The sequence below is a fragment of the Streptomyces sp. cmx-18-6 genome (genome assembly GCF_046548915.1).
In the GTDB taxonomy this organism is placed as follows: Bacteria; Actinomycetota; Actinomycetes; order Streptomycetales; family Streptomycetaceae; genus Streptomyces.
The window spans coordinates 487,928-512,150 of sequence record NZ_JAEBEP010000005.1 but is presented as its reverse complement, the minus strand read 5'-3'; the positions used below and the strand labels follow the sequence as shown (position 1 = coordinate 512,150).

The 24,223-nt window shown below is 73.2% G+C and carries 19 protein-coding genes; 5 read left to right on the top strand and 14 right to left on the bottom strand.

Annotated elements, in window-relative coordinates; genetic code table 11:
- The first annotated feature begins 143 nt into the window (after positions 1 to 143).
- Both ACLJPL_RS15375 and ACLJPL_RS15370 read left to right on the top strand, forming a co-directional pair.
- A complete protein-coding gene (locus tag ACLJPL_RS15375) occupies positions 144 to 1,466 on the top strand; it encodes a tetratricopeptide repeat protein (protein ID WP_411081390.1) in 1,323 nt (440 codons plus the stop codon).
- Positions 1,463 to 2,590 carry a tetratricopeptide repeat protein gene (locus tag ACLJPL_RS15370; protein ID WP_411081389.1) on the top strand — a complete coding sequence of 376 codons (1,128 nt, stop codon included), beginning with the start codon at positions 1,463 to 1,465 and terminating at the stop codon, positions 2,588 to 2,590. The genes ACLJPL_RS15375 and ACLJPL_RS15370 overlap by 4 nt, the downstream gene beginning before the upstream one ends.
- Before the next feature lie 47 nt (positions 2,591 to 2,637).
- Here the strand turns inward: ACLJPL_RS15370 and ACLJPL_RS15365 are convergent, their stop codons facing one another.
- Positions 2,638 to 4,230 (bottom strand): molybdopterin-dependent oxidoreductase, encoded by a 1,593-nt coding sequence (locus ACLJPL_RS15365; RefSeq protein ID WP_411081388.1) that lies wholly within the window; start codon positions 4,228 to 4,230, stop codon positions 2,638 to 2,640.
- Positions 4,231 to 4,306: 76 nt separating this feature from the next.
- Here ACLJPL_RS15365 and ACLJPL_RS15360 point away from each other — a divergent pair, with 76 nt between their 5' ends.
- Positions 4,307 to 4,978: a GNAT family N-acetyltransferase gene (locus tag ACLJPL_RS15360; RefSeq protein WP_411081387.1), complete on the top strand. Its 672-nt coding sequence runs from the start codon at positions 4,307 to 4,309 to the stop codon at positions 4,976 to 4,978.
- Between the two features lie 132 nt (positions 4,979 to 5,110).
- Here the strand turns inward: ACLJPL_RS15360 and ACLJPL_RS15355 are convergent, their stop codons facing one another.
- The 3 genes from ACLJPL_RS15355 to ACLJPL_RS15345 form a co-directional block, all read right to left on the bottom strand.
- Entirely contained in the window at positions 5,111 to 7,333 is a 2,223-nt protein-coding gene (locus tag ACLJPL_RS15355; RefSeq protein ID WP_411081386.1) for an NADP-dependent isocitrate dehydrogenase, read from the bottom strand.
- A 138-nt stretch (positions 7,334 to 7,471) separates the two neighbouring features.
- Positions 7,472 to 8,179 (bottom strand): response regulator, encoded by a 708-nt coding sequence (locus ACLJPL_RS15350; protein ID WP_411081385.1) that lies wholly within the window; start codon positions 8,177 to 8,179, stop codon positions 7,472 to 7,474.
- Positions 8,176 to 9,357 (bottom strand): sensor histidine kinase, encoded by a 1,182-nt coding sequence (locus tag ACLJPL_RS15345; protein WP_411081384.1) that lies wholly within the window; start codon positions 9,355 to 9,357, stop codon positions 8,176 to 8,178. The genes ACLJPL_RS15350 and ACLJPL_RS15345 overlap by 4 nt, the downstream gene beginning before the upstream one ends.
- Positions 9,358 to 9,619: 262 nt before the next feature.
- On the opposite strand from ACLJPL_RS15345, the gene ACLJPL_RS15340 reads away from it, so the two are divergent.
- Positions 9,620 to 10,600, top strand: coding sequence for a carboxymuconolactone decarboxylase family protein (locus ACLJPL_RS15340; RefSeq protein WP_411081383.1), 981 nt, complete (start codon positions 9,620 to 9,622; stop codon positions 10,598 to 10,600).
- Positions 10,601 to 10,613: 13 nt separating this feature from the next.
- Here the strand turns inward: ACLJPL_RS15340 and ACLJPL_RS15335 are convergent, their stop codons facing one another.
- Together ACLJPL_RS15335 and ACLJPL_RS15330 are read right to left on the bottom strand one after the other, a co-directional pair.
- Positions 10,614 to 12,098 (bottom strand): amidase, encoded by a 1,485-nt coding sequence (locus tag ACLJPL_RS15335; protein ID WP_411081382.1) that lies wholly within the window; start codon positions 12,096 to 12,098, stop codon positions 10,614 to 10,616.
- A gap of 203 nt (positions 12,099 to 12,301) precedes the next feature.
- Positions 12,302 to 12,706: a hypothetical protein gene (locus ACLJPL_RS15330; RefSeq protein ID WP_411081381.1), complete on the bottom strand. Its 405-nt coding sequence runs from the start codon at positions 12,704 to 12,706 to the stop codon at positions 12,302 to 12,304.
- 266 nt (positions 12,707 to 12,972) lie between these two features.
- Between ACLJPL_RS15330 and ACLJPL_RS15325 the strand changes: the two genes are divergently transcribed.
- Complete coding sequence (locus ACLJPL_RS15325; protein WP_411081380.1) at positions 12,973 to 13,734, top strand: hypothetical protein; 762 nt, start codon at positions 12,973 to 12,975, stop codon at positions 13,732 to 13,734.
- Between the two features lie 56 nt (positions 13,735 to 13,790).
- Here ACLJPL_RS15325 and ACLJPL_RS15320 read toward each other — a convergent pair whose 3' ends face one another.
- The 8 genes from ACLJPL_RS15320 to ACLJPL_RS15285 form a co-directional block, all read right to left on the bottom strand.
- Positions 13,791 to 15,350, bottom strand: coding sequence for an NCS1 family nucleobase:cation symporter-1 (locus tag ACLJPL_RS15320; protein ID WP_411081379.1), 1,560 nt, complete (start codon positions 15,348 to 15,350; stop codon positions 13,791 to 13,793).
- 166 nt (positions 15,351 to 15,516) lie between these two features.
- A complete protein-coding gene (locus tag ACLJPL_RS15315) occupies positions 15,517 to 16,518 on the bottom strand; it encodes a TIGR03842 family LLM class F420-dependent oxidoreductase (protein WP_411081378.1) in 1,002 nt (333 codons plus the stop codon).
- Between the two features lie 296 nt (positions 16,519 to 16,814).
- Positions 16,815 to 17,039, bottom strand: a complete 225-nt coding sequence (locus ACLJPL_RS15310; protein WP_411081377.1) for a DUF6059 family protein — start codon at positions 17,037 to 17,039, stop codon at positions 16,815 to 16,817.
- On the bottom strand, positions 17,036 to 18,871 hold the full coding sequence (locus ACLJPL_RS15305; protein WP_411081376.1) for an acyltransferase domain-containing protein: 1,836 nt from the start codon (positions 18,869 to 18,871) through the stop codon (positions 17,036 to 17,038). The genes ACLJPL_RS15310 and ACLJPL_RS15305 overlap by 4 nt, the downstream gene beginning before the upstream one ends.
- Positions 18,872 to 19,126: 255 nt before the next feature.
- Positions 19,127 to 19,402: an acyl carrier protein gene (locus ACLJPL_RS15300; RefSeq protein WP_411081375.1), complete on the bottom strand. Its 276-nt coding sequence runs from the start codon at positions 19,400 to 19,402 to the stop codon at positions 19,127 to 19,129.
- A gap of 90 nt (positions 19,403 to 19,492) precedes the next feature.
- Positions 19,493 to 20,707 carry a ketosynthase chain-length factor gene (locus ACLJPL_RS15295; RefSeq protein WP_411081374.1) on the bottom strand — a complete coding sequence of 405 codons (1,215 nt, stop codon included), beginning with the start codon at positions 20,705 to 20,707 and terminating at the stop codon, positions 19,493 to 19,495.
- Positions 20,704 to 21,969, bottom strand: a complete 1,266-nt coding sequence (locus ACLJPL_RS15290) for a beta-ketoacyl-[acyl-carrier-protein] synthase family protein (RefSeq protein ID WP_411081373.1) — start codon at positions 21,967 to 21,969, stop codon at positions 20,704 to 20,706. The genes ACLJPL_RS15295 and ACLJPL_RS15290 overlap by 4 nt, the downstream gene beginning before the upstream one ends.
- A gap of 606 nt (positions 21,970 to 22,575) precedes the next feature.
- Entirely contained in the window at positions 22,576 to 24,165 is a 1,590-nt protein-coding gene (locus ACLJPL_RS15285) for an acyl-CoA carboxylase subunit beta (protein ID WP_411081372.1), read from the bottom strand.
- Between the last annotated feature and the right edge of the window lie 58 nt (positions 24,166 to 24,223).

The window sequence follows — 24,223 nt, the reverse complement described above, 5'->3', positions numbered from 1 at the left end:
GCGCCGCGCACCGTCCGGGAGTCGACGCGCGTAGGGCCGAGTTGACGCGCGTACGGCCGAAAACCCGGCGGGCCTCCGCGCGGTGATCCACGGCACACCCCCCTGCCTGGACTCCCGTCGCGAGGCCCACGTAGAAAGGGACGATGCCCGAAGATCCTCCCGCTCAGGAATCCCCGCTGATCCAGAGCCTGCGCAACGCGGTCGCCGCCGCCCCCGATGACGTCCCGCTGCGGCTGCACCTGGCCGAGCTGCTGCTCGCGTCCGGCGCGCACGACGCCGCCGTGTCCGAGGCTGCGGTGGCCCTGCACCACGCACCGGGCGACCGTGCGGTGCGGGAGCTGATGATGAGGGCGATGGCGGGCCCGGGCCCCTCACCTGCGGCGGAACCGGAAACCGGAGCCCCCGGACCGGATGCCCGCGCGCCGGAGCAGGAACCGGCCGCGCCTGCCCGGCCCCGAGAGCCGTCCGCCGGGAAGTTCGACTGGCGGGCCGCCGAGGAGGAGGTCGACGGCATCGTCCAGCCGCGCTTCGTGGAAGCCCCGCAGACCGTCGACGGCGGCGGCGATCCCGGGGACGCCGACACCTTCGACGTGACCGGCCCCGGGGCGGTGCGCCTCGCGGACGTCGGCGGGATGCGGGAGGTGAAGGAGCGGCTGGAAGCCGCGTTCCTCGCGCCGATGCGCAATCCCGAACTGCGCAAGCTCTACGGCAAGAGCCTGCGGGGCGGCCTGCTGCTGTACGGTCCGCCCGGCTGCGGCAAGACCTTCATCGCGCGGGCGGTGGCGGGGGAACTCGGCGCGAGTTTCCTGTCGGTGTCCGTCAACGACGTCCTCGACATGTGGATCGGCAACTCCGAACGCAACATGCACGAGGTCTTCAGGACCGCCCGCCGCAAAGCGCCCTGTGTCGTGTTCCTGGACGAGCTGGACGCGCTGGGCGGCAAGCGGAGCCGTACGCAGAACAGCGGGATGCGGAACACGGTGAACCAGCTCCTCACCGAGCTGGACGGCATCGACTCCGCCGCCAACGAGGGCGTCTTCGTCCTCGCCGCGACCAACGTCCCCTGGGACGTGGACCTCGCCCTGCGCCGCCCGGGCCGGCTCGACCGCACCCTCCTCGTCCTGCCGCCCGACGCCCCGGCCCGCGAGGCGATCCTCCGCTACCACCTGCGCGAACGCCCCGTGGAGGGCGTCGACTTGCGCCGTATCGTCAAGGCGACGGACGGCCTGTCGGGGGCCGACCTGGCCCATGTGTGCGAGTCGGCGGCGGAGAGTGCGCTGCTGGACTCCGCCCGGACCGGCGAGATCCGCATGATCGGCACGGCGGACCTGCTGGCGGCGGCGAAGGCCGTGGTCCCGTCGAGCGAACCGTGGTTCGCCGCCGCGCGGAACGTGGCGATGTTCGCCAACGAGGGCGGAATGTACGACGACCTCGTGACCTACCTGAAGAAGAGGCGGAAACTGTGACGACGGCCCACGCGGGGCTCCAGCGGGCCCAGGCCCTGCACGAGATCGGGCGCTACGACGACGCGGCGGCGCTGCTCTGTGAACTCCTCGCCCAGGACCCCGACAACACCCGGGCCCATGTCGCCCTGGCCCGCAGCGAGTTGAAGCGAAAGCGGCCGCAGGAGGCCCTGGCGGCGACCGGCGAGGCGCTGGCGCGCGACCCCGAGTACGTCGACGCGCTCCTCGTACGTTCCGAAGCGCTGCGCATGACGGGCGGCGGGCTCGACGCGGCCGTGGACACGCTGCGGGAGGCGGTGCGCGTCTCTCCGCAGTACTGGGGCGGTTACGCGATGCTGGCCGATCTCGTGTTCCGGCAGGCGATGGTCCGCTTCGGGAAGGAGACCGGGAAGCGGGAGCTGGCCCCCGAGGACATGCCGGCCCTCGCCGAGGAGGGCGCGGCGCTGGCCAGGGAGGCGATCCGGCTGGGGCCCGAGGAGGTCTACGCGTACGAGATCGCCCTGTTCATCGCCGACTTCTCGGGGGCCAGGGAGGACGCCGACGCGTTCGAGCGGGCCATCCTCCGGATCGACCCGACCCATGCCGCCGCCCTGGCCAGTCAGACCAAGAAGGCCGCCCAGGCCGAGGGGACCGGCGCGAGCGGGGCGGCTGCCCTGTACGCGGACGGGCTCGCCGTGGCCCCGGCGGACACCTCGCTGCGCGGCGGCCTGGACAAGGCCACCTTCCGCCTGCTGCGCGGCACCCGCTGGCTGGCTCTCGCCTGCCTGGTCGCGGCGGCCCTGATGATCGACCTGTTCGCCACGGCCAAGGACCCGGCGCTGCGGGACCTTCCCGTGCCCCTGGGCAACCGGCTCTGGCTGCTGGTGTGCATGGGAGCGGTCTGGGGCTTCGGGGCCTGGCGTACCTACCGCAGGCTCCGCACCGGCGTACAGCTGAACGTGCGTTCGCTGATCCGCCGCGACCTGTGGGCCCGCATCGTCGTCGTCCAGGCGTCCTGCACGCTGCTCTGCGCCCTGCTGATCACCCAGGTGCCGTGGACCGACCGCGATGTGCCGCTGATCCTGTTCTGGATCGGCCTGGTCGTGCCGTGGCTGACGATGTCGTACGACCACCGCAAGACGCGCTGAACCCTGCCGACCCGCGTCGGACGGTGCGGCGGTCGGCCACCGGCCGGTCAGTCCACGGTGACCACCACGGAGTGCCAGCCGCTCGCGCCGTCCGGGACGGTCTTGGTGCGCTTCTCAGTCTGGACCTCGCCCGTCCGGTCGGTGGCGCGGACGGTGAGGGTGTGGCCGCCGGGGGTCGCCTTCCACGGGTAGGACCACTGCCGCCAGGTGTCCACGGTGTCCTGCTCGGCGAGCTGGGCCGGCCGCCACGGGCCGTCGTCGACGCGGATCTCGACCTTCTCGATCCCCCGGTGCTGGGCCCACGCCACTCCGGCCACCATGACCGTGCCGGCCCCGGGCCGCCCGAAGGGCTTGGGGGTGTCGATCCGGGACTGGGTCTTGATGGGGGCCCTGCGGGCCCACTTGCGCTTCACCCAGTACGCGTCGTAGTCGTCGAACGTGGTGAGCTCGATGTCCTCGATCCACTTGCAGGCCGAGACGTACCCGTACAGGCCGGGGACGAGCATCCGCACGGGGAACCCGTGGACGAAGGGCAGCGGCTCGCCGTTCATGCCCACGGCGAGCATCGCGTCGCGGCCGTCCATGACGTCCTCGACGGGGGTGCCGAGCGTCATGCCGTCCACCGAGCGGGCGATGATCTGGTCGGCCCGGCCGCCCCGGGACGGCGGCTTGACGCCCGCCTCCTTGAGCAGGTCGGACAGCCGTACGCCGATCCACTTGGCGTGGCCGATGTAGGGGCCGCCGACCTCGTTGGAGACGCAGCAGAGGGTGATCTCGCGTTCGATCAGCGGGCGGTCCAGCAGGTCCTGGTAGCTGAGCTCCAGGTCGCGCCGGACGCCCTCGCCGTGGATGCGCAGCCGCCAGGAGTTCGCGTCGACCTTGGGGATCACGAGGGCGGTGTCGACCCGGTAGAACTTGTTGTTGGGGGTGGTGAACGGGGAGAGGCCCGCCACCCTCAACTGCGCGCCCGCCGGGATCGGTCGGGCGCGCGAGGCCGGGGCGGGCAGCCGTACGGCCTCGCGCGAGGCGATCGCGTCCTGGGCGTCGCGGCCGTTGAGCGTACGCCCGACCGCTCCCGCCACCGTCGAGGCGGCGGCAGCCGCGGAGGCGGCGACCAGGAACCCGCGCCGGTCCCAGCCGCCCTCGTCCTCCCGCCGCTCCTCCCCCGCGACCCCGCGCGGCCGGGTGAGCCTGCCGACGAGGACGTACAGCAGGATCGCCCCGGCCACCGCGCCGACCAGCGAGGGAAGCGCGTCCACCACCCCGGTGGAGTCCGGGCGGCTGACGGCCGAGGCCGCGCCGACCACGCCGAAGACCAGTACGGCGGCCGATCCGGTACGCCGGTGGCGCAGCGCCAGCACGCCGACGACGACGGCGAAGAGGGCGAGCGTGACGACGATGCCGAGTTGCAGGACGAGTTTGTCGTTCTCGCCGAAGTTCCGGATCGCGAAGTCCTTCACCCCGGCGGGCGTCCGGTCGATGGCCGCCCCGCCGACCGCGGTCACGGGGCTCGCCTCGGGGCGGACGGCCGCCGAGACGAGTTCGGCGACGGTCAGGGCGGCGAATCCCGCCAGCAGGCCGCTGAGGGCTGCGAGCGTTCCGCGGGTCAGTGCTGTCCGGGTGATCCTCACGGTCGTCATTCGGAGCCGGGGGGCGGGGGGATTGGTCGTTCACCCGATCGGCCGCCCCGGACGCGTCGCTGCATATGATCCGATCATGAACGCTTCCGTCACGCTCGAAGCTGCCGCAACGCCGACCGCTCCGCCACTTCTCCTCCGCCCCTGGTGCGAGCAGGACGTCACCGCGCTGGTCGATGCCTACCGGGACCCCGACCTGCGGCGTTGGGCGCAGGCGCCGATGGAGAGCGAGGACGACGGACTGCGGTGGGTGCGGGACCAGGAGCGGGGGTGGGCGACAGGCGACCGATTCGGCTTCGCCGTACTCGAAGCAGCGTTCCTTGAAGCGACCTCCCTTGAAGCAACCGTCCTTGAGGGCCCCGTCCTTGAGGGCGCCGCCCTTGAGGGCGCCGTCCTTGGGGCAACCGCCCTTGGGGCCGGCACTGATACGGCGCTGCACCGGTTGGTCGGGAACGTGGTGCTCAAGGACGTCGCATCCGGCAAGCCTTCCGCCGAGGTCGGCTACTGGACGACAGCACAGGCCCGGGGGCGTGGCGTGGCCCCGCGTGCCCTGGCGACGCTCACCGCCTGGTCATTCAACGCCTTCCGGGCCGGTGGCCTGGAATACCTCGAACTACTCCACCAGGCCGACAACTTGGCGTCCTGCCGTGTCGCGGAGAAGAACGGCTACCTCATGGACAGGGTCCTGCCGGCGGCTCCTCCGCTCTACCCGCTCGATGGGCACCTGCACATACGGCGCGCGGTGGCCTGATCCCGCACCCGTCCCCGGCAGGCCGTGCGCCGCCGGGGAGGCGGACGCGAACCGCCCCGGCGGGCGCGGGGCCTGCCGGGGCGGAGCGAGGGGACGGAACGGCGGGCGGGACTGCCCGCCCACGCCGTCGGATCAGGCGAGGCTCGCGATCGCCTGGTTGAACGTGGCGGACGGGCGCATGATCGCCTCGGCCTTGGCCGGGTCGGGCTGGTAGTAGCCGCCGATCTCGGCCGGGGAGCCCTGCACCGCGATCAGCTCGGCGACGATGGTCTCCTCCTGCTCGGCCAGGGTCTTGGCGAGCGGCGCGAACGCCTCGGCGAGCTTGGCGTCGTCGGTCTGCTGCGCCAGCTCCTGGGCCCAGTAGAGCGCCAGGTAGAAGTGGCTGCCGCGGTTGTCGATGCCGCCGAGGCGACGGCTCGGCGACTTGTCCTCGTTGAGGAACGTGCCGGTCGCCCGGTCCAGGGTGTCGGCGAGGACCTGGGCCCGCGCGTTGTCCGTGGTGGTGGCCAGGTGCTCGAAGCTGACCGCGAGGGCCAGGAACTCGCCCAGGCTGTCCCAGCGGAGGTAGTTCTCCTTGACGAGCTGCTGGACGTGCTTGGGGGCCGAGCCGCCCGCGCCGGTCTCGAAGAGGCCGCCGCCGTTCATCAGCGGGACGACGGAGAGCATCTTCGCGCTGGTGCCGAGCTCCAGGATCGGGAAGAGGTCGGTGAGGTAGTCGCGGAGCACGTTGCCGGTGACGGAGATGGTGTCCTCGCCGCGGCGGATGCGCTCCAGGGAGAAGGCGGTGGCCTCCTCCGGGGTCTTGACGGAGATGTCCAGGCCGTCGGTGTCGTGGTCGGCGAGGTACGTGGTGACCTTGGCGATCAGGTTGGCGTCGTGGGCGCGGCCCTCGTCCAGCCAGAACACGGCCGGGTTGCCGGTGGCGCGGGCGCGGGTCACGGCGAGCTTGACCCAGTCCTGGATCGGGGCGTCCTTGGTCTGGCACATCCGGAAGATGTCGCCGGCGCCGACCGCCTGCTCCAGCACCACGTCGCCGTTCGTGTCGACGACGCGCACGGTGCCGGTGGCGGGGACCTCGAAGGTCTTGTCGTGGCTGCCGTACTCCTCGGCCTTCTGCGCCATCAGACCGACGTTGGGCACCGAGCCCATGGTGGCGGGGTCGAAGGCGCCGTTGGCGCGGCAGTCGTCGATGACGACCTGGTAGACGCCGGCGTAGCTGCTGTCCGGGAGGACGGCGATGGTGTCGGCCTCGTTGCCGTCCGGGCCCCACATGTGGCCGGAGGTGCGGATCATGGCCGGCATGGAGGCGTCGACGATGACGTCGCTGGGGACGTGCAGGTTGGTGATGCCCTTGTCGGAGTCGACCATCGCGAGGGCCGGGCCCTCGGCGAGCTCGGCCTCGAAGGACGCCTGGATCTCGGCGCCGACGTCCGGCAGCGAGTCCAGGCCCTTGAGGATGCCGCCCAGGCCGTCGTTGGGGGTGAGGCCGGCGGCGGAGAGCTGGTCGCCGTACTTGGCGAAGGTGTTCGGGAAGAAGGCGCGGACCGCGTGGCCGAAGATGATCGGGTCGGAGACCTTCATCATGGTGGCCTTGAGGTGCACGGAGAACAGCACGCCCTCCGCCTTGGCGCGGGCGACCTGCGCGGTGAAGAACTCGCGCAGCGCGGCGACGCGCATGACGGCCGCGTCGACGACCTCGCCCTTGAGTACGGGTACGGACTCGCGCAGCACGGTGGTGGCGCCGTCGTCGCCGTGCAGCTCGATCCGGAGCGAGCCATCCTCGGCGATGACCGCGGACTTCTCGGTGGAGCGGAAGTCGTCGACGCCCATGGTCGCGACGTTCGTCTTCGAGTCGGCGCTCCAGGCGCCCATGCGGTGCGGGTGGGCCTTGGCGTAGTTCTTGACGGACGCGGGGGCGCGGCGGTCGGAGTTGCCCTCGCGCAGCACCGGGTTCACGGCGCTGCCCTTGACCTTGTCGTACCGGGCGCGGATGTCCTTGGCCTCATCGGTCTGCGCGTCGTCCGGGTAGTCCGGAAGCGCGTAGCCCTGCGCCTGGAGCTCGGCGATCGCGGCCTTGAGCTGCGGGATCGACGCCGAGATGTTGGGCAGCTTGATGATGTTCGCGCCGGGAGTCCTGGCCAGCTCGCCGAGCTCGGCGAGTGCGTCATCGATACGCTGCTCGGCCTTGAGGTGCTCCGGGAAACTGGCGATGATCCGTCCCGCGAGGGAGATGTCACGGCGCTCCACCGTGACGCCTGCGGTCGAGGCGTACGCCTCGACGACGGGCAGGAAGGAATAGGTCGCCAGGGCAGGGGCCTCGTCGGTGTGCGTATAGATGATGGTCGAGTCAGTCACCGGGTGCTCCGCTCCACGTCTGCAACATTGCTTGACATCAAGATATCTCGTCACCGCCCGTGGCTCCACAAGGCCCCCGCACCGGTTCCCGGCGGGCGCGAGGACGTCGGCGCGAGACGTCGGCGGCGGTCAGCGGCGTCAGCGGCCCGGTGCCCGGTCGCGCTCCGTCCGGGACCGGGGCTCGACCAGCCCGGATTCGTACGCGAACACCACGAGCTGGGCCCGGTCGCGGGCTCCGAGCTTGATCATCGCGCGGCTGACATGCGTCTTGGCGGTGTACGGGCTGACCACCATGTGGACGGCGATCTCCTCGTTGCTGAGACCGCGGGCCGCCAGTGCGGTGACCTCCCGCTCACGGCGGGTGAGGGCTTCCAGGCCGGGGGCGGTGGAACGGTCGGGCGGCCGGGCGACGAACTCGCCGATCAGCCGGCGGGTGATCGCGGGCGAGAGGAGGGCGTCGCCCTCGGCGGCGACCCTGATCGCCCGGAGCAGCTCCTCGGGCTCGGTGTCCTTGAGGAGGAACCCGGCGGCTCCCGCGCGCAGCGCCTCGAAGACGTAACCGTCGAGGCCGTAGTTGGTGAGGATGACCACGCGCACCCCGGCCAGCCGGGGGTCGGCGGCGATCTCGCGGGTGGCCTCGATCCCGGTCATCACGGGCATGGTGATGTCCAGGAGCACCACGTCGGGCGTCCGGGCGCGGACCAGGTCCAGCCCGGCCCGGCCGTCCGCGGCCTCTCCGACGACCTCGATGTCCTCCTCGGCCTCCAGCAGGGCCCGGAATCCGGCGCGCATCAGCGCCTGGTCGTCGACGATCGCGACGCGCAGGGCACCGCCGCCGGCGCTCACCGGGCGCTCACGGCCCGGGGCGAGGAGGGGGCGAGCGGCAGTTCCGCGTGGACGGCGAAGCCGCCGCCCCTGCGGGGTCCGGCGGTCAGCACGCCATCCAGGGCCGCGACGCGTTCGCGCATGCCGGTGAGTCCGGTGCCCGGGGTGACGGGTGTGCCGGGCGGGCAGGGGCCCTCGTCGACGACCGCGACGGTGAGGGCCCGCTCCGTGTAGCGCAGCCGCACCGAGGTCCTCGCCCGGTCGGCGTGCCGGGCGACGTTGGTCAGGGCTTCCTGGACGATGCGGTACGCGGTGCGGTCGACGTCCTCGGGCAGGGTGCGCCGGTCCCCCTCGACGCTGACGGACAGCGTGATCCCCACCGTACGGGCGCGCTCGACGAGCTCGCCGATGCGCGCCAGGCCCGTGGCGGCGGGCCGCTGCTCCGGCTCGTCCGTGCGCAGAACCTCCAGTGTGGCGCGCAGTTCGCGCATGGCCTCGCCGCCGGCCTCCTGGATCGCGAGCAGGGCGGGGTCCACCGCGTCGCCGCGCTTGCGGGCGAGGTGGACGGCGACTCCGGCCTGGAGTTTCACGATCGAGATGGAGTGGGTCAGCGAATCGTGCAACTCACGTGCGATACGCAGCCGTTCTTCCCCAGCCCTACGCAACGCCGCCTCCTCCTTGGTCCGTTCGGCGTCCAGGGCGCGCTGTTCCGTCTGACGGAGGTATGCCTGCCAGTTCTTGTCGATGAGGCCGGTGACACCGGCGCAGAGGAACCACCCGAGCAGGAGCAGGGTCCGCTCCACGGCCTCCCCCGCGCCCAGGTCCGAGGCGAGCAGGGCGGCCAGGTGTCCGGCGAGGAAGACCGCCCCCGCCGTGACGCCGTACCCCCGGTGCCCGCTGCGGGCGGCCGCGTGGACGGCGACGACGACCGGCAGGGCCGCCCAGCTGCCCGGGTGCGCGAGGACGACGTATCCGAGCAGGCACGCGGTGGTCACCGCGAGGACCGCGCGCGGGGCGCGGCGGTGTCCGGCCAGGGCGAGCGAACCGGTCCCGATGAGCAGCAGGTCGCCGGGGCCGGGCGAGGTGGCCGCCCAGGCCGCCGCGGCGACCGCGACCCCGACGCCGATGGCGGCGGCGAGCACCGCGTCCAGCAGATACGCCCGCCGCACGCTGCCGGTCGTGGCCCCTGTCTCCGCCATGGCCACTGCTTCTCCCGTGCCCCCGGGCTCCCCCGTGCCCCTGGTCTCCCTCGTGCCCTCTGCGTCCCCCGTGCCCTCTGTCTCCCCCTGCATGGGCGGCAGCCTAACGTCCGTACGGTGGGGGCCGCGTCGTCCTCGATGAGGGGGTCGGGCCTACTCCCCGGGGAGTAGGGCGGCGGCCGGCGGCATCGGCGTGGAGCAGGCCCAACTGCCTTCCCCCGTACGACGACGGAGCGCCGCCGCAGCCGCCAGCATCTGGGGCATGACCTCACCTTTCCGCTATACGGCACCCGAGCCCGCCGCCACGACCACCGGCACGGTCGCGGCCGTCCACGCACAACTCACCCGGGACTTCGGCATCGAGAGCGCCCTCCCCTTCATGGCCCTGTCCGCCGCCCCCGGTCTGATGGCGGGGGTCTGGGCCCTGATGCGGGAGTCCCTGCTGTCCGGCCGGGCGTCCCGCACCGAGAAGGAGGTGGTGGCGTTCGGGGTGTCGCTGGCCAACCGCTGCCCGTTCTGCGTGGGCGCGCACACCCTGCTGCTGCACGCGGGCGGCGACCACGAACTGGCCGGCGTACTGGCCCGGGGCGAGCGCCCGGCCGATCCGGAGCACGACCGGCTGCTGTCCTGGGGGCAGGACATGCGGGGCCCGGGGCCGTTCGCCGCCGATGAGGCGCCGGAGTTCGTGGGCACCGCGCTGGCCTTCCACTTCATCAACCGGGTCGTGTCGGCGCTGATCGACGAGGAGATGGTGTCCGGCGGCGCGGACCCCGCCGAACTGCTGGACACCGAGGCGGGACAGGCGCTGACCCGGGCCGTGCGCGGGCGGCCGGAACCGGGGCTGAGCCTGCCGCTGCTGGAGACCAGGGGCCCGCAGCCCGCCTGGGCGGCGGGCAGCCCGGTGGGCACGGCCTTCGGTGCGCTGCGTTCGGCGGCGCACGTGGGCGGCAGGCTGCTGGACGAGCGGGACGCCGCGTTCGTACGGGAGTCGGTGGCGGCCTGGGACGGGTTCACGCCCCTGCCGCTGACCGGTGACGGGCTGCCGGACCGCGCGGAGCGGCCGGGGGCCCGGCTGGCGCTGCTCGCGGCCCGGGCCCCGTACCGGATCACCGCCGAGGACGTGGCGGCCTGGCGGGTGGCGCCGTACACCGACCACTGTCTGGTGCACCTGGTCGCGTTCGGCGCGATGCTGGCGGTGGAGCGGGTGGAGGCGGGGCTGCTCGGGGCCGCCCGCGCGGTCTGAGCCGCGCTGTTCGTCAGACCGGCGGGCGGTGCTCGAACCAGCGCTGGTCGTCCTCCAGTTGGGCCGCCAGCGCGATCAGCCGCTCCTCACTGCGGGAGGGGCCGAGGAGTTGCGCGCCGACCGGGAGGCCGGAGCGGGTGAAGCCCGCCGGGACGTTGACGCCGGGCCAGCCGAGGACGTTCCACGGCCAGGCGTAGGGGCAGGCGGCCGTCATCGTGACGTCGGTGCGCCAGGCGCTGAGGCGGTCGTATGTGCCGATACGGGGTGGGGGCGCGGCGGTCGTCGGGGTGAGCAGCACGTCGTACCCGGAGGCGTCGAAGAGCGCCCCGATCCGGCGGTGTTGGCGCACCTCGCGGGCCCGGGCGGCCCGCACCACCCGGCCGCCGAGCCGCGTCCCGGTCCGCAGGGCGCTGCGGGTGCGGGGGTCCAGGAGGGCCGGTTCGGGGTGGCGGGCGGCGAATTCGGCGATGCCGGCGGTGGCGCGGGGGACGAAGGCGAGCCCGATCAGCCCGTACCGGGGGCGGGCCTCCTCGACGTGGTGGCCGAGCCGGGCCAGGGTCTCGGCGAGCGCGGCGACGGCCCGGCGCACCTCGGGGTCCGGCTCGGCCCGGGTGAGGGTGAGCGGGGGCCGCCAGGCGAGGGCGATACGGAGGCGGCCCGGGTCCCGGCGGGCGGCGTCGGCCGCGCGGACCGCGGGCGGGCGGTGGAGGTCCTCCGGGTGCGCGCCGGCGGCCGCGTCCAGCAGGAGCGCGGCGTCGGCCACCGTACGGGCGAGGGGGCCGTTGACGGTGAGGCCCTGGAACGCGTCGCTGTGCGGGTGGACCGAGACGCGGCCGCGCTGGGGCTTGATGCCGACGAGGTGGGTCCAGGCGGCGGGGATGCGGACGGACCCCGCCCCGTCCGAGCCGAGGGCGGCGGGGACGAGACCGGCGGCGACGGCCGCCGCCGCCCCGCCGGAGGAGCCGCCCGGGGTGTGCGCGGTGTTCCAGGGGTTGCGGGTGGCCCCGAAGGCGGGCCCTTCGGTGAACGGCCACTGGCCCAGTTCGCAGGAGTTGGTCTTGCCGACGATGACGGCCCCGGCGGCGCGCAGCCTGCTGACCGCCTCGCTGTCGGCGGTGGCCGGGGCCCGTTCGCCGTCGCAGCCGAAGTGGGTGGGCAGGCCCGCCACATCGGTGTCGTCCTTGACGGCGATGGGCACTCCGAGCAGCGGCAGCCGCTCCCCCGCCGCGAGTCTGCGGTCGGCCTCGGCGGCCTCCGCGAGGGCCGCCTCGGTCCGCAGGTGGCGGAAGGCGTTCAAGGTGGGCTGGGTCGCCTCGATGCGGGCGAGGGCGTCCGCGACGAGTGCGGTGGAGGTGGTGGCGGAGCCGGCGAGCAGGCGCGCGCTCTCCGCCAGTCCGGGCATCGGCGCGGGGGTGGACGCGGGTGCGGGTGCGCTGTCCCGGACCGCGGACGGTCGTGCGGCCGGTCCGGTCTGCTCGGTGGGCTCCGCTGAGGACATGGGCGTGCCGCCTCCCTCGTGGCCGTGGGACCCGCCGGTCGTCCGGCTGCGTCCTACGTACTTACTGGAGGGTAACGAGTGGAGGCGGCACGCTCAACCGTTGCGGCCACGGGGGTCGTTCCGGGTGCGGCAACCGCCCCGGGTGTTCGAGGCTGCGGCTACGGCTGCCGCCGGACGCCCCCTACGGCTTCACGGCTACGGCTTCACGGGCGGACGTGGATCTCGCCGATGCCGGTGCCGATCTTCCCGCAGTGGGCGGTGGACTGGCCCGACTCGCCGGGCCGCAGGGTGACGCGGTTGCCGTCGACGTCCGGGGCCCAGCCGCAGACCAGGTGGACCCAGAAGGTCTGCGTCTGACTGCCGTTGTTGCGACAGAGCGCGAAACCCGTGTACTCGTCGATGGCGTGCTTGCCGGTGCTGCACGAGAGGCCGGGCGGAATCACGGCCGGGGCGGCGGTCGCGGTCGCCGCCGTGACCGGGACGGCCAGCGCGGCGGCCGTCGACACGGCGGCCAGCGCCCGCAGCGCGGGCCGGGGCCGCCGCTTCCCGGTGGCCGTGCCGCCCTCGCTCCTCGCCCCTGTGAACAGGGTCCCCGTGAACAGGTTCATGGTGCTCCTTCGTGGTGGGTGCAGGCGTGATCTCTGTGGTGCGTGCCCGCGTGATCTCTGGTGCGTGCCCGCGTGACCTTGTGGCGCGTGCCCGCGTGGTCCCGGGTGGGACCACCGCAGCTCTGCCCACGCTCCGTGGCCGAAAACACCGCCGCGCTTCACTCTCCGTACATGCACCGGGCGACGGCCCCGCTCCCGGCGTACGCTCGAATGTGCCGGTCTCCCTGGTTCGCACGCCCTGACCGGGGCCTTTTCGAGGAGGCGACGTGAGCGGACACCGATGGGTCGCGCGGGCGGCCTCCGGGGCGGCGGCCGTCGCTCTCACCGTCACGGGTGGCACGGTCGCGCGGGCTGACGACGACCTCGCCTCGCTCAGCGCCGAGCAGATCGCGGACCGCTCGCGCGACGCCCTGCTGGGCGTCTCCTCCCTGCGGCTGAGCGCGCGGGGCGATCTCGACGGGAGCGGCGACCGGATGAGCGTCGACCTGACGCTGGGCCGGAAGGGCGACTGCACGGGCGGCGTCGACATGGGCGAGGACGGGTCCGTGGAGATCGTCAAGCGCGCCGACGACGTCTGGCTGAAGCCGGACAAGGTGTTCTGGGAGAACCACGTCCCGATCGGCGGCTCGACCTTCGACGCGATCCTCGACGGCCGCTACATGAAGGCGAAGGCCGACGACCCGCGGCTGCTGACGGTCACCGAGGTCTGTGACCTCGACACCTTCCGCGAGCTGATCACGGACAACCGCGACGCCGCCGACCGGGGCACGCTGACGAAGGGCCGGGAGACCGAGGTGGACGGCGTGGCCGTCATTCCGGTGACCCGCGCACAGGGCGACGAGCGGCTGACGGTGTACGTGGCGACCGAGGGCGAGCCGTATCCGGTGCGGATCGGCGTGCGGGGGCCGGACGTGGAGGGGACGGTGACCTTCTCCGGCTTCGACCGGCCGGTGCCCACCGAGACTCCATCGGCGGACGAGACGGTGGATGTGACGGCGCTGCTGGGCCGCAGCGTCAAACCGGTGTGACCGCGCGCCTTCCGGCCCCGCGCCGGGGCGCGCGGTGCGGGACCGGACCCGGCCGCTCAGCCCCGTACCCGTACCGGACGCTCCCGGCGGGTCAGGGCCACGTACAGCAGCAGCGAGGACGCGAGTCCGACCGCCCAGCCGTAGTCGGCCAGCGGTCTGAGGAACGGGATCAGCCCGTCCGCCGGGAACGGGCCCTTGCCCGGGGCCGAATGGGAGCCGCCCACCGCCAGGACGCCGCCCGCCGCGAAGGCCACGACCGCCCGCCAGTTCCAGCCGGCCCGGTACCAGTAGCGGCCGCCGGGGCGGTAGAGGTCGGCCAGGTCCAGGACCGTGCGGCGGACGATCCAGTAGTCGGCGATCAGGATGCCCGCCACCGTACCGAGCAGCCCGCCGACCAGTCCCAGCCAGGTGAAGATGTACAGCTCGGGCGTCTCGGTCAGCTTCCACGGCATGATGACGACCCCGACCACCCCCGTGATCAGCGCCCCCGTCTTGAAGCTGATGAACTTCGGGGCCAGATTCGCCAGGTCGTACGCCGGTGAGACCACGTTCGCCGCGATGTTCACCGAGATGGTCGCGATCAGCACGGTGACCAGGCCGAAGAGCAGCCCGAAGACGTTGTCCGTACGGGCGACGAGCTGGACGGGGTCCCAGATGGCGACCCCGTACACCGCCTGGGAGCCGGAGGTGACGAAGACCGACAGCAGGGCGAAGAACGTCATCGTGGTCGGCAGGCCGAGCGACTGCCCCCGGATCTGGGCCCGTTGGCCCGCGCCGAAGCGGGTGAAGTCGGGGATGTTGAGCGAGAGCGTCGCCCAGAAGGCGATCATGCCCATCAGGGACGGGAAGAAGACCGGCCAGAAGTCGGCCCCCCAGCCGAGCGCGGACGGCTGGTCCAGCAGGGGGCCGAAGCCGCCCGCCTTGACCGCGACCCAGACCAGCAGCACGACGGCCCCGACCAGGACGAAGGGCGCCGCCCAGTTCTCGAAGCGGCGCAGGGCGTCCATCCCCCGGTAAATGATGGCCAGTTCGAGGGCCCAGAAGAGCGTGAAGCAGAGCCAGAGCGTCCAGGGCTGCCCGCCGATCTCCCCGGCGTCCGCCCAGCCGCCGAAGACCTTGCCGAGCAGCGTGAAGATGCCGACGCCGCCGATCCAGGTCTGGATGCCGAACCAGGCGCAGGCGACGGCGGCCCGGATCAGGGCGGGGAGGTTGGCGCCGCGCAGCCCGAAGGAGGCGCGGGCGAGCACCGGGAAGGGGATGCCGTACTTCGGCCCGGCGTGCCCGGTCAGCAGCATCGGGGCGAGCACGATCACATTGGCGAGCGCGATGGTGAACACGGCCTGTTTCCAGTCCATGCCGAGCGCCACCAGACCGGAGGCGAGCAGCCAGGACGGGATGTTGTGGGCCATGCCGATCCACAGGGCGGCGAAGTTGTACGTGGTCCAGGTGCGCCGCTCGACGGGGACGGGCAGCAGGTCGTCGTTGGCGAAGCGGAGGTCGTCGGGGACGTATCCGTGGGCGAGTTCGACGCGGTCGGACGCGGCGGCTCCCGCCGGTATCGCGCCCTGCGGGGAGGTGGGCGGGGTAGGTGGGGTGGGTGGGACGGTGGCGGTCATGGCGGCTTGGCCCTTCGCTCGGAGGCGGTGCCGTGCGGGGCGGTTCGGGGGGCCGTGCGGGGCGGCGGGTGCGAGGGCGTACGAGGTGCGTGCGGGCGGAGCGCGTGTCCGCCGGGCGTCGGTCAGGCGGTCAGTCGATCAGCCAGGCGGCCAGGCGGTCAGGCGGTCAGGCGGTCAGGGCCGGGATGATCTCGGAACCGTACGCGTCGATGGTCGCCTCGCGGGCGTCGTGCATGTTGTAGACGGCGAACTGGTCGACGCCCATGGCCCGTAGCGCGCGCAGTTTCTCGATATGCGCGTCGGCGGGGCCCAGCAGGCAGAACCGGTCGACGATCTCGTCGGGGACGAAGGCGGTGTCCGGGTTGCCGGTGCGCCCGTGGTGGCTGTAGTCGTAGCCGGAGCGGCCCGCGATGTACGCCGTCAGCGCCTCGGGCACCAGGCCGGAGTGCTCGCCGTAGCGGGCGACCAGGTCCGCGACGTGGTTGCCGACCATCCCGCCGAACCAGCGGCACTGCTCCCGGGCGTGGTCGAGGTCGTCGCCCACGTAGGCGGGGGCGGCGACGCAGATGGTGATGGAGTCCGGGTCCCGGCCGGCGTCGGCGGCCGCGTCCCGTACCGCCTTGATCATCCACTCGGTGAGGAAGGGGTCCGCGAGCTGGAGGATGAAGCCGTCCGCCTTCTGCCCGGCCAGCGCCAGGGCCTTGGGCCCGTACGCCGCCATCCACACCGGCAGCCGCCCGTCCTTCACCCACGGGATCTGCACCGGCTGCCCGTCGACCGTGGCCTCCCGGCCCTCGGCCAGGTCCCGGATGGCGTCGATGGCCTCACCGAGGCGGGCCAGGGTGTTGGGGCGGCGGCCCGCGACCCGCATCGCGGAGTCGCCGCGCCCGATCCCGCACACCGTGCGGTTGCCGTACATGTCGTTCAGGGTGGCGAAAGTGGAGGCCGTCACCTCCCAGGTGCGGGTTCCCGGGTTGGTGACCATCGGGCCCACGATGAGACGGTCGGTGTGCTCCAGGACGCGGCTGTAGATGACGAAGGGCTCCTGCCAGAGCACCGCCGAGTCGAAGGTCCAGCCGTAGCGGAAGCCGTTGCGCTCGGCGCGGCGCATCAGGCCGACGACGGCGGAGGCGGGCGGGTCGGTCTGGAGGACGAGTCCGAAGTCCATGACGGGGTCTCCTGTCCAGGGGCTCACGCGCGCGTCGGCCTGTGTGCGCGGGCGCTGACCTCGCACGACACGCTCGCGAAGATCCTTCCACATCGGGGCGTGAGCGCCCGTTCCCCGCCACGCCCCGACTCGCGCGTCGTGCAAGGGGCACAATCCTGGAGCACTTCCCGGGCCAGGGGAAGAGCGCGCGCCCCAGGAGTCGCCGAACGCCCCGCCCCTAGGGTGTGTCCGGCGGATCAGGACCGGATGGGCCGTGCCGGGCGTCGCGGACCCGGTCAAGATCCGCCGGACACGCCCTAACCGCCGTCCCGGGGACCCGTGCGGGTCAGCTCGCGCTCCAGGGCCTGCTCCACCTCCGTCAGGGGGACGTCCGGGCACAGCCGTTCGGGGTGGCCGTCCGGTGGCCGGTGCAGGGGCTGGTGCGGCGGGGGCGGGCCCACGCCCGCGAGCCCGATCCACATCCAGCCCGCCGCCGCGAGCGCGTGGCCCGTGGCGGTGAGCAGGCGTCGCACGATGATCATGCGGGTACGCCGACGGCCGCCGCCGGCGTCCGCGCCCCGTCCACGGACCAGGTCCACAGGGCGGACACCGCCTGCATGTCCAGGTCGTGCCCCTCCGTCCAGATGCGGGCCGCCGCCGTCAGGACCGACTGGCGGTCCGCCTCCTCGGTGCCCGGGCGGGCGGGCAGCAGGGGGCTCGCCGCGCTCGCGCCGAGGCGCACCGCCCGGTGCCGCCGGGCGAAGGCGGTGAGGGTCTGCCGGGGGCCCGCCTCGATCAGGAGGACGTCCTCGATGGCGAGGAGCTCCTCCAGCGCCTCCTTGAAGCGGACCGTGTCGGTGATCTGCCGGGCCCAGAAGCGCGGGTCGAGTGCCTGCTCGGCGCCCATGAGCGTCCCCGTGTAGCCGGAGTACAGGGGCAGTTCGGGCTCCCGCAGCGGGATGCGGCGGTAGTCGGCCTCGACCCGCTCGGCGGCCGGGGCCATGGCCGGGGAGTGGAACGGGCTGGAGGCGGGGACCTCGACGACCGTGAACGCGTCGGCCTTCAGCCTGCCGCGCACCTCGGCCAGCGGCGCGGCCGGGCCCGCCAGCATCACCTGCTGGCCCGCGTTGACCGCGGCGACGACGACCTCGTCGGTCAGATACGGGCGCAGTCGCTCCTCGCTCGCGGCGACGGCGAGCATCCCGCCCTCGGGGATCTTCACCGCCTCGCGGACCCGGGACATCACCATGGCGACGGCGTCGGGCAGGGACACCACGCCGGCCAGGGTCGCGGCGACCAGCTCGCCCGCGCTGTGCCCGAGGAGCGCGGCCGGGCGCACGCCCCAGCTCAGGACGAGCCTGCCGAGGGCGTAGTCGACGGCGAAGAGCAGGGGCTGGGCGCGGCGTACGTCGTCGATGGGGATCAGGGGCCGGCCCGTGGTGAGCCAGTCCTCGCGGACGCGGCGGCCCTCGTCGCCCATGTGGGCGAAGACGGCGTCGACGGCGGCGGTGAAGACGGGGTCGCGGCCGTACAGGCCGGTGGCCATGCCGGTGTGCTGGGAGCCCTGGCCGGGGAACAGCAGGGCGACGGGGCGCGGCCGGCGGGTCTTCGCGGCCCGTGCCTTGTGCACGGTCGCCGCTGCCAGCGCGGACACCGCCACGGCGGCCCCGCGCACCGGGCCCGGGGCCGCGCCGCAGGGCACGGCGGTGGGCAGGGCCGGGAACGCCTCGCTGTGCAACCCGTTGAGCAGGGACAGCAGTTCGCCGCGCACCCGGGCCTCGTCCTGCTCGTCCTGGCCCGACCACAGGAGCAGCCGGTGCCGTTCGGGGGCGGTCTCGCGGTGGCCGTGGCGGAGCGGCCGTACGGGCGGGACGTCGTCCTCCGTGCCCGTGGCCAGGTCGAGGAGGCCGACGATCCGTTCGGAGTCGGCGACGGCCTCGGCGGCGCGGCGGACGGCGTGGACGGTGATGGTGCCGGGGGCCGGCTCGTCGAATCCCGCGACGATGGCGAGATCGGTGGCGCCGTCGTGCAGATCGCGGGCGGCGCGGCGCAGTGCGCGGCCGGGGCTCGGCTCCGTACGAACGGTGAAGCCCTCGTGCACGGAAGGCAGTTGGTCGGCGGGGCCGCCGATGTAGACGGCGGTGCGCACCGGCAGGCGGTCGAGCGGCCGGCCGAACGCGCGCAGCACGGCCGAGACGGCCGCGGGGGTGGCCACGAGCCGCTGCGGCTCCTGTTCCGGCTCCTGCCGCCGCTTCTGCTGCGACTTCTGCTGCGCTTTCTGCTGTGGTTCCTGTTGTGGCTCCTGCTGCGAGGGGGCGTGGCCGGGGCTGACGACCAGCCTCCGGACGACCGCGCTGGACGAGGTGAGCGACATGGTCCCTCCTGCGGGGCGCGTTGTCCTGTGGGTGAGAAGCCGGGCGGCCGGCCCGCCCGGGGGGAATTTCGGGCGGGCCGACCGGGTCTTGCGTCCGGCTCAGGCCGTGGCGGCCCGTCCGGCGGTCCGGAGACCGGTGCGGGCCTTGACGGTCTGTCCGGCGGTCCGGAGACCGGATCGGCCCGTGACGGTCTGTCCGGCGGTTCGGAGACCGGTGCGGGCCGTGGCGGCCCCTCCGGTCTCCCCGGATCCGGTTCAGGCCGTGGCGGTCTGTCCGGCGTTGACGAGGGCGAGCAGCGCCCTCGGGGTCTCGGCGTCGACCACGGCGTCGTCCGGTATTTCGATGCCGTACTCGCGCTGGATCTGGCCGATCACCTGGAGCAGGGCCAGGGAGTCGTAGCCGAGCTCCATGAAGGGGGTGTCGATGACGTCGCCGTCCAGGTCGACGCCCTCCTCCTCGCCCGCGCTCTCACGCAGCATCCGGGTCAGATCAGCCAGGGTGACGGCCGTGGTGGTCGTGGTGGTGGTCATGGTGTGACGTCCTCTCATCTGACGGTCGATGGGTGTGCGGGTGTGCGGTGTGGCGCGTGGGGGGTGGTTCGGGGGCCGGAGCGGGACGGCTCACGGCCGGCGGACGACGAGCGCGGAGTTGAATCCGCCGTATCCCCGGGCGAGCACCAGAGCGGTGCGCAGGGGGGCCTCGCGTGCCTCGGTGACCAGGTCGATGGGGTGGTCGGGGGCGGCTGCCGTGACGTTGACGGTCGGCGGGATCACCCCGTCGCGCAGGGCCAGCAGGGCCGTCGCCACGTCGAGGGCGGCGCCCCCGGCCAGCAGGCGGCCGGTCATGGACTTGGGCGCGGTGACGGGTACGCCGCCGGGGCCGAAGATCCCGGCGAGCGCGGCCGACTCCGCCCGGTCGAGCCCGGGGTCGCCCGAGGCGTCGGCGAAGACCACGTCGACGTCGCCGGGGCTGACGCCCGCGTCGGCGAGGGCGCTCTCGGCGGCCCGGCGCAGCCCCGGGGGGCGGCCCGAGTTCGGGGCCGGGTCGAGTGTGGCGGCGTAACCGGCGATCTCTCCGTACAGCAGCGGCGCTCCGCGTTCACGGGCCGATTCGGCGTCCTCGATCAGCAGGATCGCGCCGCCCTCGCCCGGCACGTATCCGGCCGCGTCGGACGAGAACGGCAGGTAGGCGCGGGCCGGGTCGTGCACGGTGCTCATGAGGCCGGAGGCGATCTGCGGCACCCATCCCCAGGGGCAGAGCGGGGCGTCGACCCCGCCGGAGATCGCCGCGGGGAAGCCCTTGCGGATGTAGCGCCGGGCCTGTCCGATGGAGTCGATGCCGCCGGCCTGCTCGGTGAGCAGGACGCCGCTGGGTCCCCGCAGCTTGTTGCGGATGGAGATCTGCCCGGTGTTGACGGCGTAGAACCAGGCGAACGACTGGTAGGCGCTGACGTACTCCTTGCCCTTGCTCCACAGGTTCTGGAGCTCGCGCTGGCCGAACTCGACCGCGCCGCCGGAGGCCGAGGTGACGCAGCCGACGCCGTACTCGGGGAGTGCGGCGGGGTCCATGCCCGCGTCGGCGAGGGCCCAGTCGGCGGCGGTCAGCGCGAGCCGCGTCATGTGGTCGGTCTGCGGGATGAGCCGGCTGGGGAGGTGTTCCTCGGCGACGTATCCGGGGACCTCGCCGGCGACCCGCGAGGGGTAGCCGGAGGCGTCGAAGCGGGTTACGGGGCCGAGCCCGGACTCGCCGGCCAGGGTGGCCTTCCAGAACTCCTCGGTGCCCAGGCCGTTGGGCGCGGTGATGCCGAGGCCGGTCACCACAGCGGTGCCGCTCATGCGATTCCCCTTTCCGGGCGGGCGAGCACCATGGCGCTCTGGAAGCCGCCGAAGCCGCTGCCGACGCTGAGGACGGCGTCGGGCCGTGCCTCACGGGCCGTCAGCGGGATGTAGTCCAGGTCGAGTTCGGGGTCCGGCTCGTGCAGGTTCGCGGTGGGCGGCAGGACGCCGTGCTCCATCGCGAGGGCGCACGCGGCGATCTCCAGGGCTCCGATCGCGCCGAGCGAGTGCCCGATCATCGACTTGATGGAGCTGATGGGCGTGCGGTACGCGTGGTCGCCCAGGCTCCTCTTGAACGCGCCGGTCTCGTGGCGGTCGTTCATCTTGGTGCCGGAGCCGTGCGCGTTGATGTAGCCGATGGCCTCCGGCGCGAGCCGGGACTCGCGCAGCGCCACGTCGATGGCCTCGGACATCTCGCGGCCGTCGGGCTTGAGGCCGGTCATGTGGTAGGCGTTGCAGCGGGAGGCGAACCCGGCGATCTCCGCGTAGATGTGCGCGCCGCGCTTGCGCGCGCTCTCCAGCTCCTCCAGGACCAGGACGGCCGCGCCCTCGCCGAGCACCAGACCGCTGCGGGTCCGGTCGAAGGGCCGGCAGGCGCTCTCCGGGGTGTCGTTGCGCGGGGTGGTGGCGTGGATGGCGTCGAAGCAGGCCGAGGTGATGGGTGAGATCGGCGCCTCGGTGGCGCCCGCGATCATCACGTCGGCGGTGCCCTCACGGATGAGTTCCACGGCATGGCCGAGGGAGTCGAGTCCGGAGGTGCACCCGGTGGACACGACGGCCGCGGGGCCCTCGGCGCCGGCGGCGCGCCCGACCTCGGCCGCCATGGAGCTGGGCACGAAGTGCTGGTAGAGCTCGGGGACGGCGTAGTTGTGGTCGACGGTCCAGGAACGGCCGCCGTCGCTGACGACGACGTACTCGCGCTCCAGGCTGGTGGTGCAGCCGACCGCGCTGCCGAGCGAGGTGCCGATGCGCCCGGGGTCGAGTGCGGAGGTGTCGAGCCCGCTGTCGGCCAGGGCCTCCCGGGTGGAGACGACCGCGAACTGGGCGGCCCGGTCGAGCCTGCGGATCTCCTGCGGGGAGAGCCCGGCGGCGACGGCGTCGAAATCGCACTCTGCGGCGACCTGGGAGCGGAAGGGCGAGGGGTCGTAGAAAGAGATCCTGCGGGTCGCGGTGCGTCCCGACGTGAGCAGGTCCCAGTACTCCTTGACACCCACCCCGCCCGGCGCGACGACGCCCAGGCCGGTGATGGCGACTCTGCGCATGGGGCTACCTGGCCTTCGACGGGGCCGGGTGCGCCACTGCGCACCGGCCGAATGGAACTGTGGGGGTCACTGTCGATCCCTTCGTCCGTGACACTGCTGAATCGATGCGGCGGCCGGGGCGGTTCAGGGTCAGGGCCTCCCCGCCCCGGCCGGCCGGGTGCCGGTCCGACAGTGCGCTCGTGGCGTTCTGCCGTGTTCGGTGGAGTCATGGAACGGGTGGTCTCTCGACCGTGGCTCGCGTGAGCGTGGACCTGCCGTGAAAGGCGTGCTGACCTGCGACGATGTGACGTATGCGGGTCCGCTTGGGGCCCTGGACGGGTTGGTTTCGACGCTTGCCGAACGGGTGCGGGGCGGCGTCCGCAAGCTCGCGAACCGGCCAGGGAGGCTTGTTCGGCGGGGCTGTGAACCGGCCATGCGAGCTTGTTCCACGGGGCGCGAACCGGCCATGCGGGCTCGTTCGGCAAGGCGCGAACCGGCCCCACGGGCTCGATCGCCAGGGCGCGAACCGGCCGTGCGGACCCCGGTTGGCGGCCCGGTCACGGAGCCGCGAACCGGCCCCACGGACCCGGTCGCGGATCTGCCTCCCGTGCTCGCCGGCCGCCGCCGCTACGTGGGCACGTTCCCGTGCTTGCGGGCGGGGACCTCGGCCTTCTTGGCGCGCAGCATCGCCAGGGAGCGGATGAGCACGCTCCTGGTCTCCCCCGGTTCGATGACGTCGTCCACGAGGCCGCGTTCGGCCGCGTAGTAGGGGTGCATGAGCTCGCTGCGGTACTCCTTGATGCGCTGCTCGCGCACCGCTTCGGGGTCGTCGGCCGCGGCGATCTCCCGGCGGAAGATGACGTTCGCCGCGCCCTCCGCGCCCATCACCGCGATCTCGTTGGTGGGCCAGGCGAAGGAGAGGTCGGCCCCGATGGAGCGGGAGTCCATGACGATGTAGGCCCCGCCGTAGGCTTTGCGCAGCACGAGGGAGACCCGGGGCACGGTCGCGTTGCAGTACGCGTACAGCAGCTTCGCCCCGTGCCGGATGATGCCGTTGTGCTCCTGGTCGACGCCGGGGAGGAAGCCGGGGACGTCGACGAGGGTGACCAGCGGGATGTTGAAGGAGTCGCAGGTCGACACGAACCGGGCGGCCTTCTCGGAGGCGTTGATGTCGAGGACGCCGGCGAGCGAGGCGGGCTGGTTGGCGACGATGCCGACCGGCTGCCCGTCGAGGCGGGCCAGCGCGCACACCACGTTCGTCGCCCAGGTCTCGTGGACCTCCAGGTACTCGCCGTCGTCCACGAGCTCCTCGATCACCCCGCGAATGTCGTAGGAGCGGCCGGGATCGGCGGGTACGAGGGTGGTCAGCGCGTCGGTGCGCCGGTCGGCCGGGTCGTCGCCGGGGGCCGTGGGGGGCAGTTCCCTGTTGTTCGCGGGCAGCAGCGTCAGCAGGAACCGCACGTCCTCCAGGCAGGACGCCTCGTCGTCGTGGACGAAGTGGCTGACGCCGGACGTGCCGGCGTGGACGTCGGCCCCGCCGAGGCCGTTGTGGGTGATCCGCTCCCCGGTGACGGCCTGGACGACGTCGGGGCCGGTGATGAACATCTGCGCGGTCTCGCGCACCATGAAGACGAAGTCTGTCAGCGCGGGCGAGTAGGCGGCGCCGCCGGCGCAGGGCCCGAGCATCACGCTGATCTGCGGGATCACTCCCGAGGCCGCGACGTTGCGGCGGAAGATGCCGCCGTATCCGGCGAGGGCGGTGACGCCCTCCTGAATGCGGGCGCCCGCACCGTCGTTGAGGCTCACCAGCGGTGCGCCGGCCGCCTCGGCGAGGTCCATGATCTTGTGGACCTTGGCGGCGTGCGCCTCGCCCAGCGCCCCGGCGAAGACCCGGAAGTCATGGGCGTACGCGAAGACGGTACGTCCGTGGACGAGGCCCCAGCCGATGACGACGCCGTCGCCGTGCGGCTTGCGCTCCTCAAGGCCGAAGCCGGTGGCGCGGTGCCTTCGCAGGGTCTCGATCTCGGTGAACGTCCCCTCGTCGAAGAGGAGTTCAAGGCGTTCATGGGCGGTCAGCTTGTTCTTCTCGTGCTGCCGGACGGTCGCCGCGGGGTCGGGTCCGCGGCTCACCTCCTCCTTGAGGCGGCGCAGTTCGTCCGAAGCGCGCGGGAGGTCGGGGGCGGCCGGGGTCACCGTGAGCTCGTCGAGGATCGTCATTGAGCGAACGTAGGAACGTCACCTCAAGGCCCGGTGGAGGCCCCCCTCGGCCCCGGAC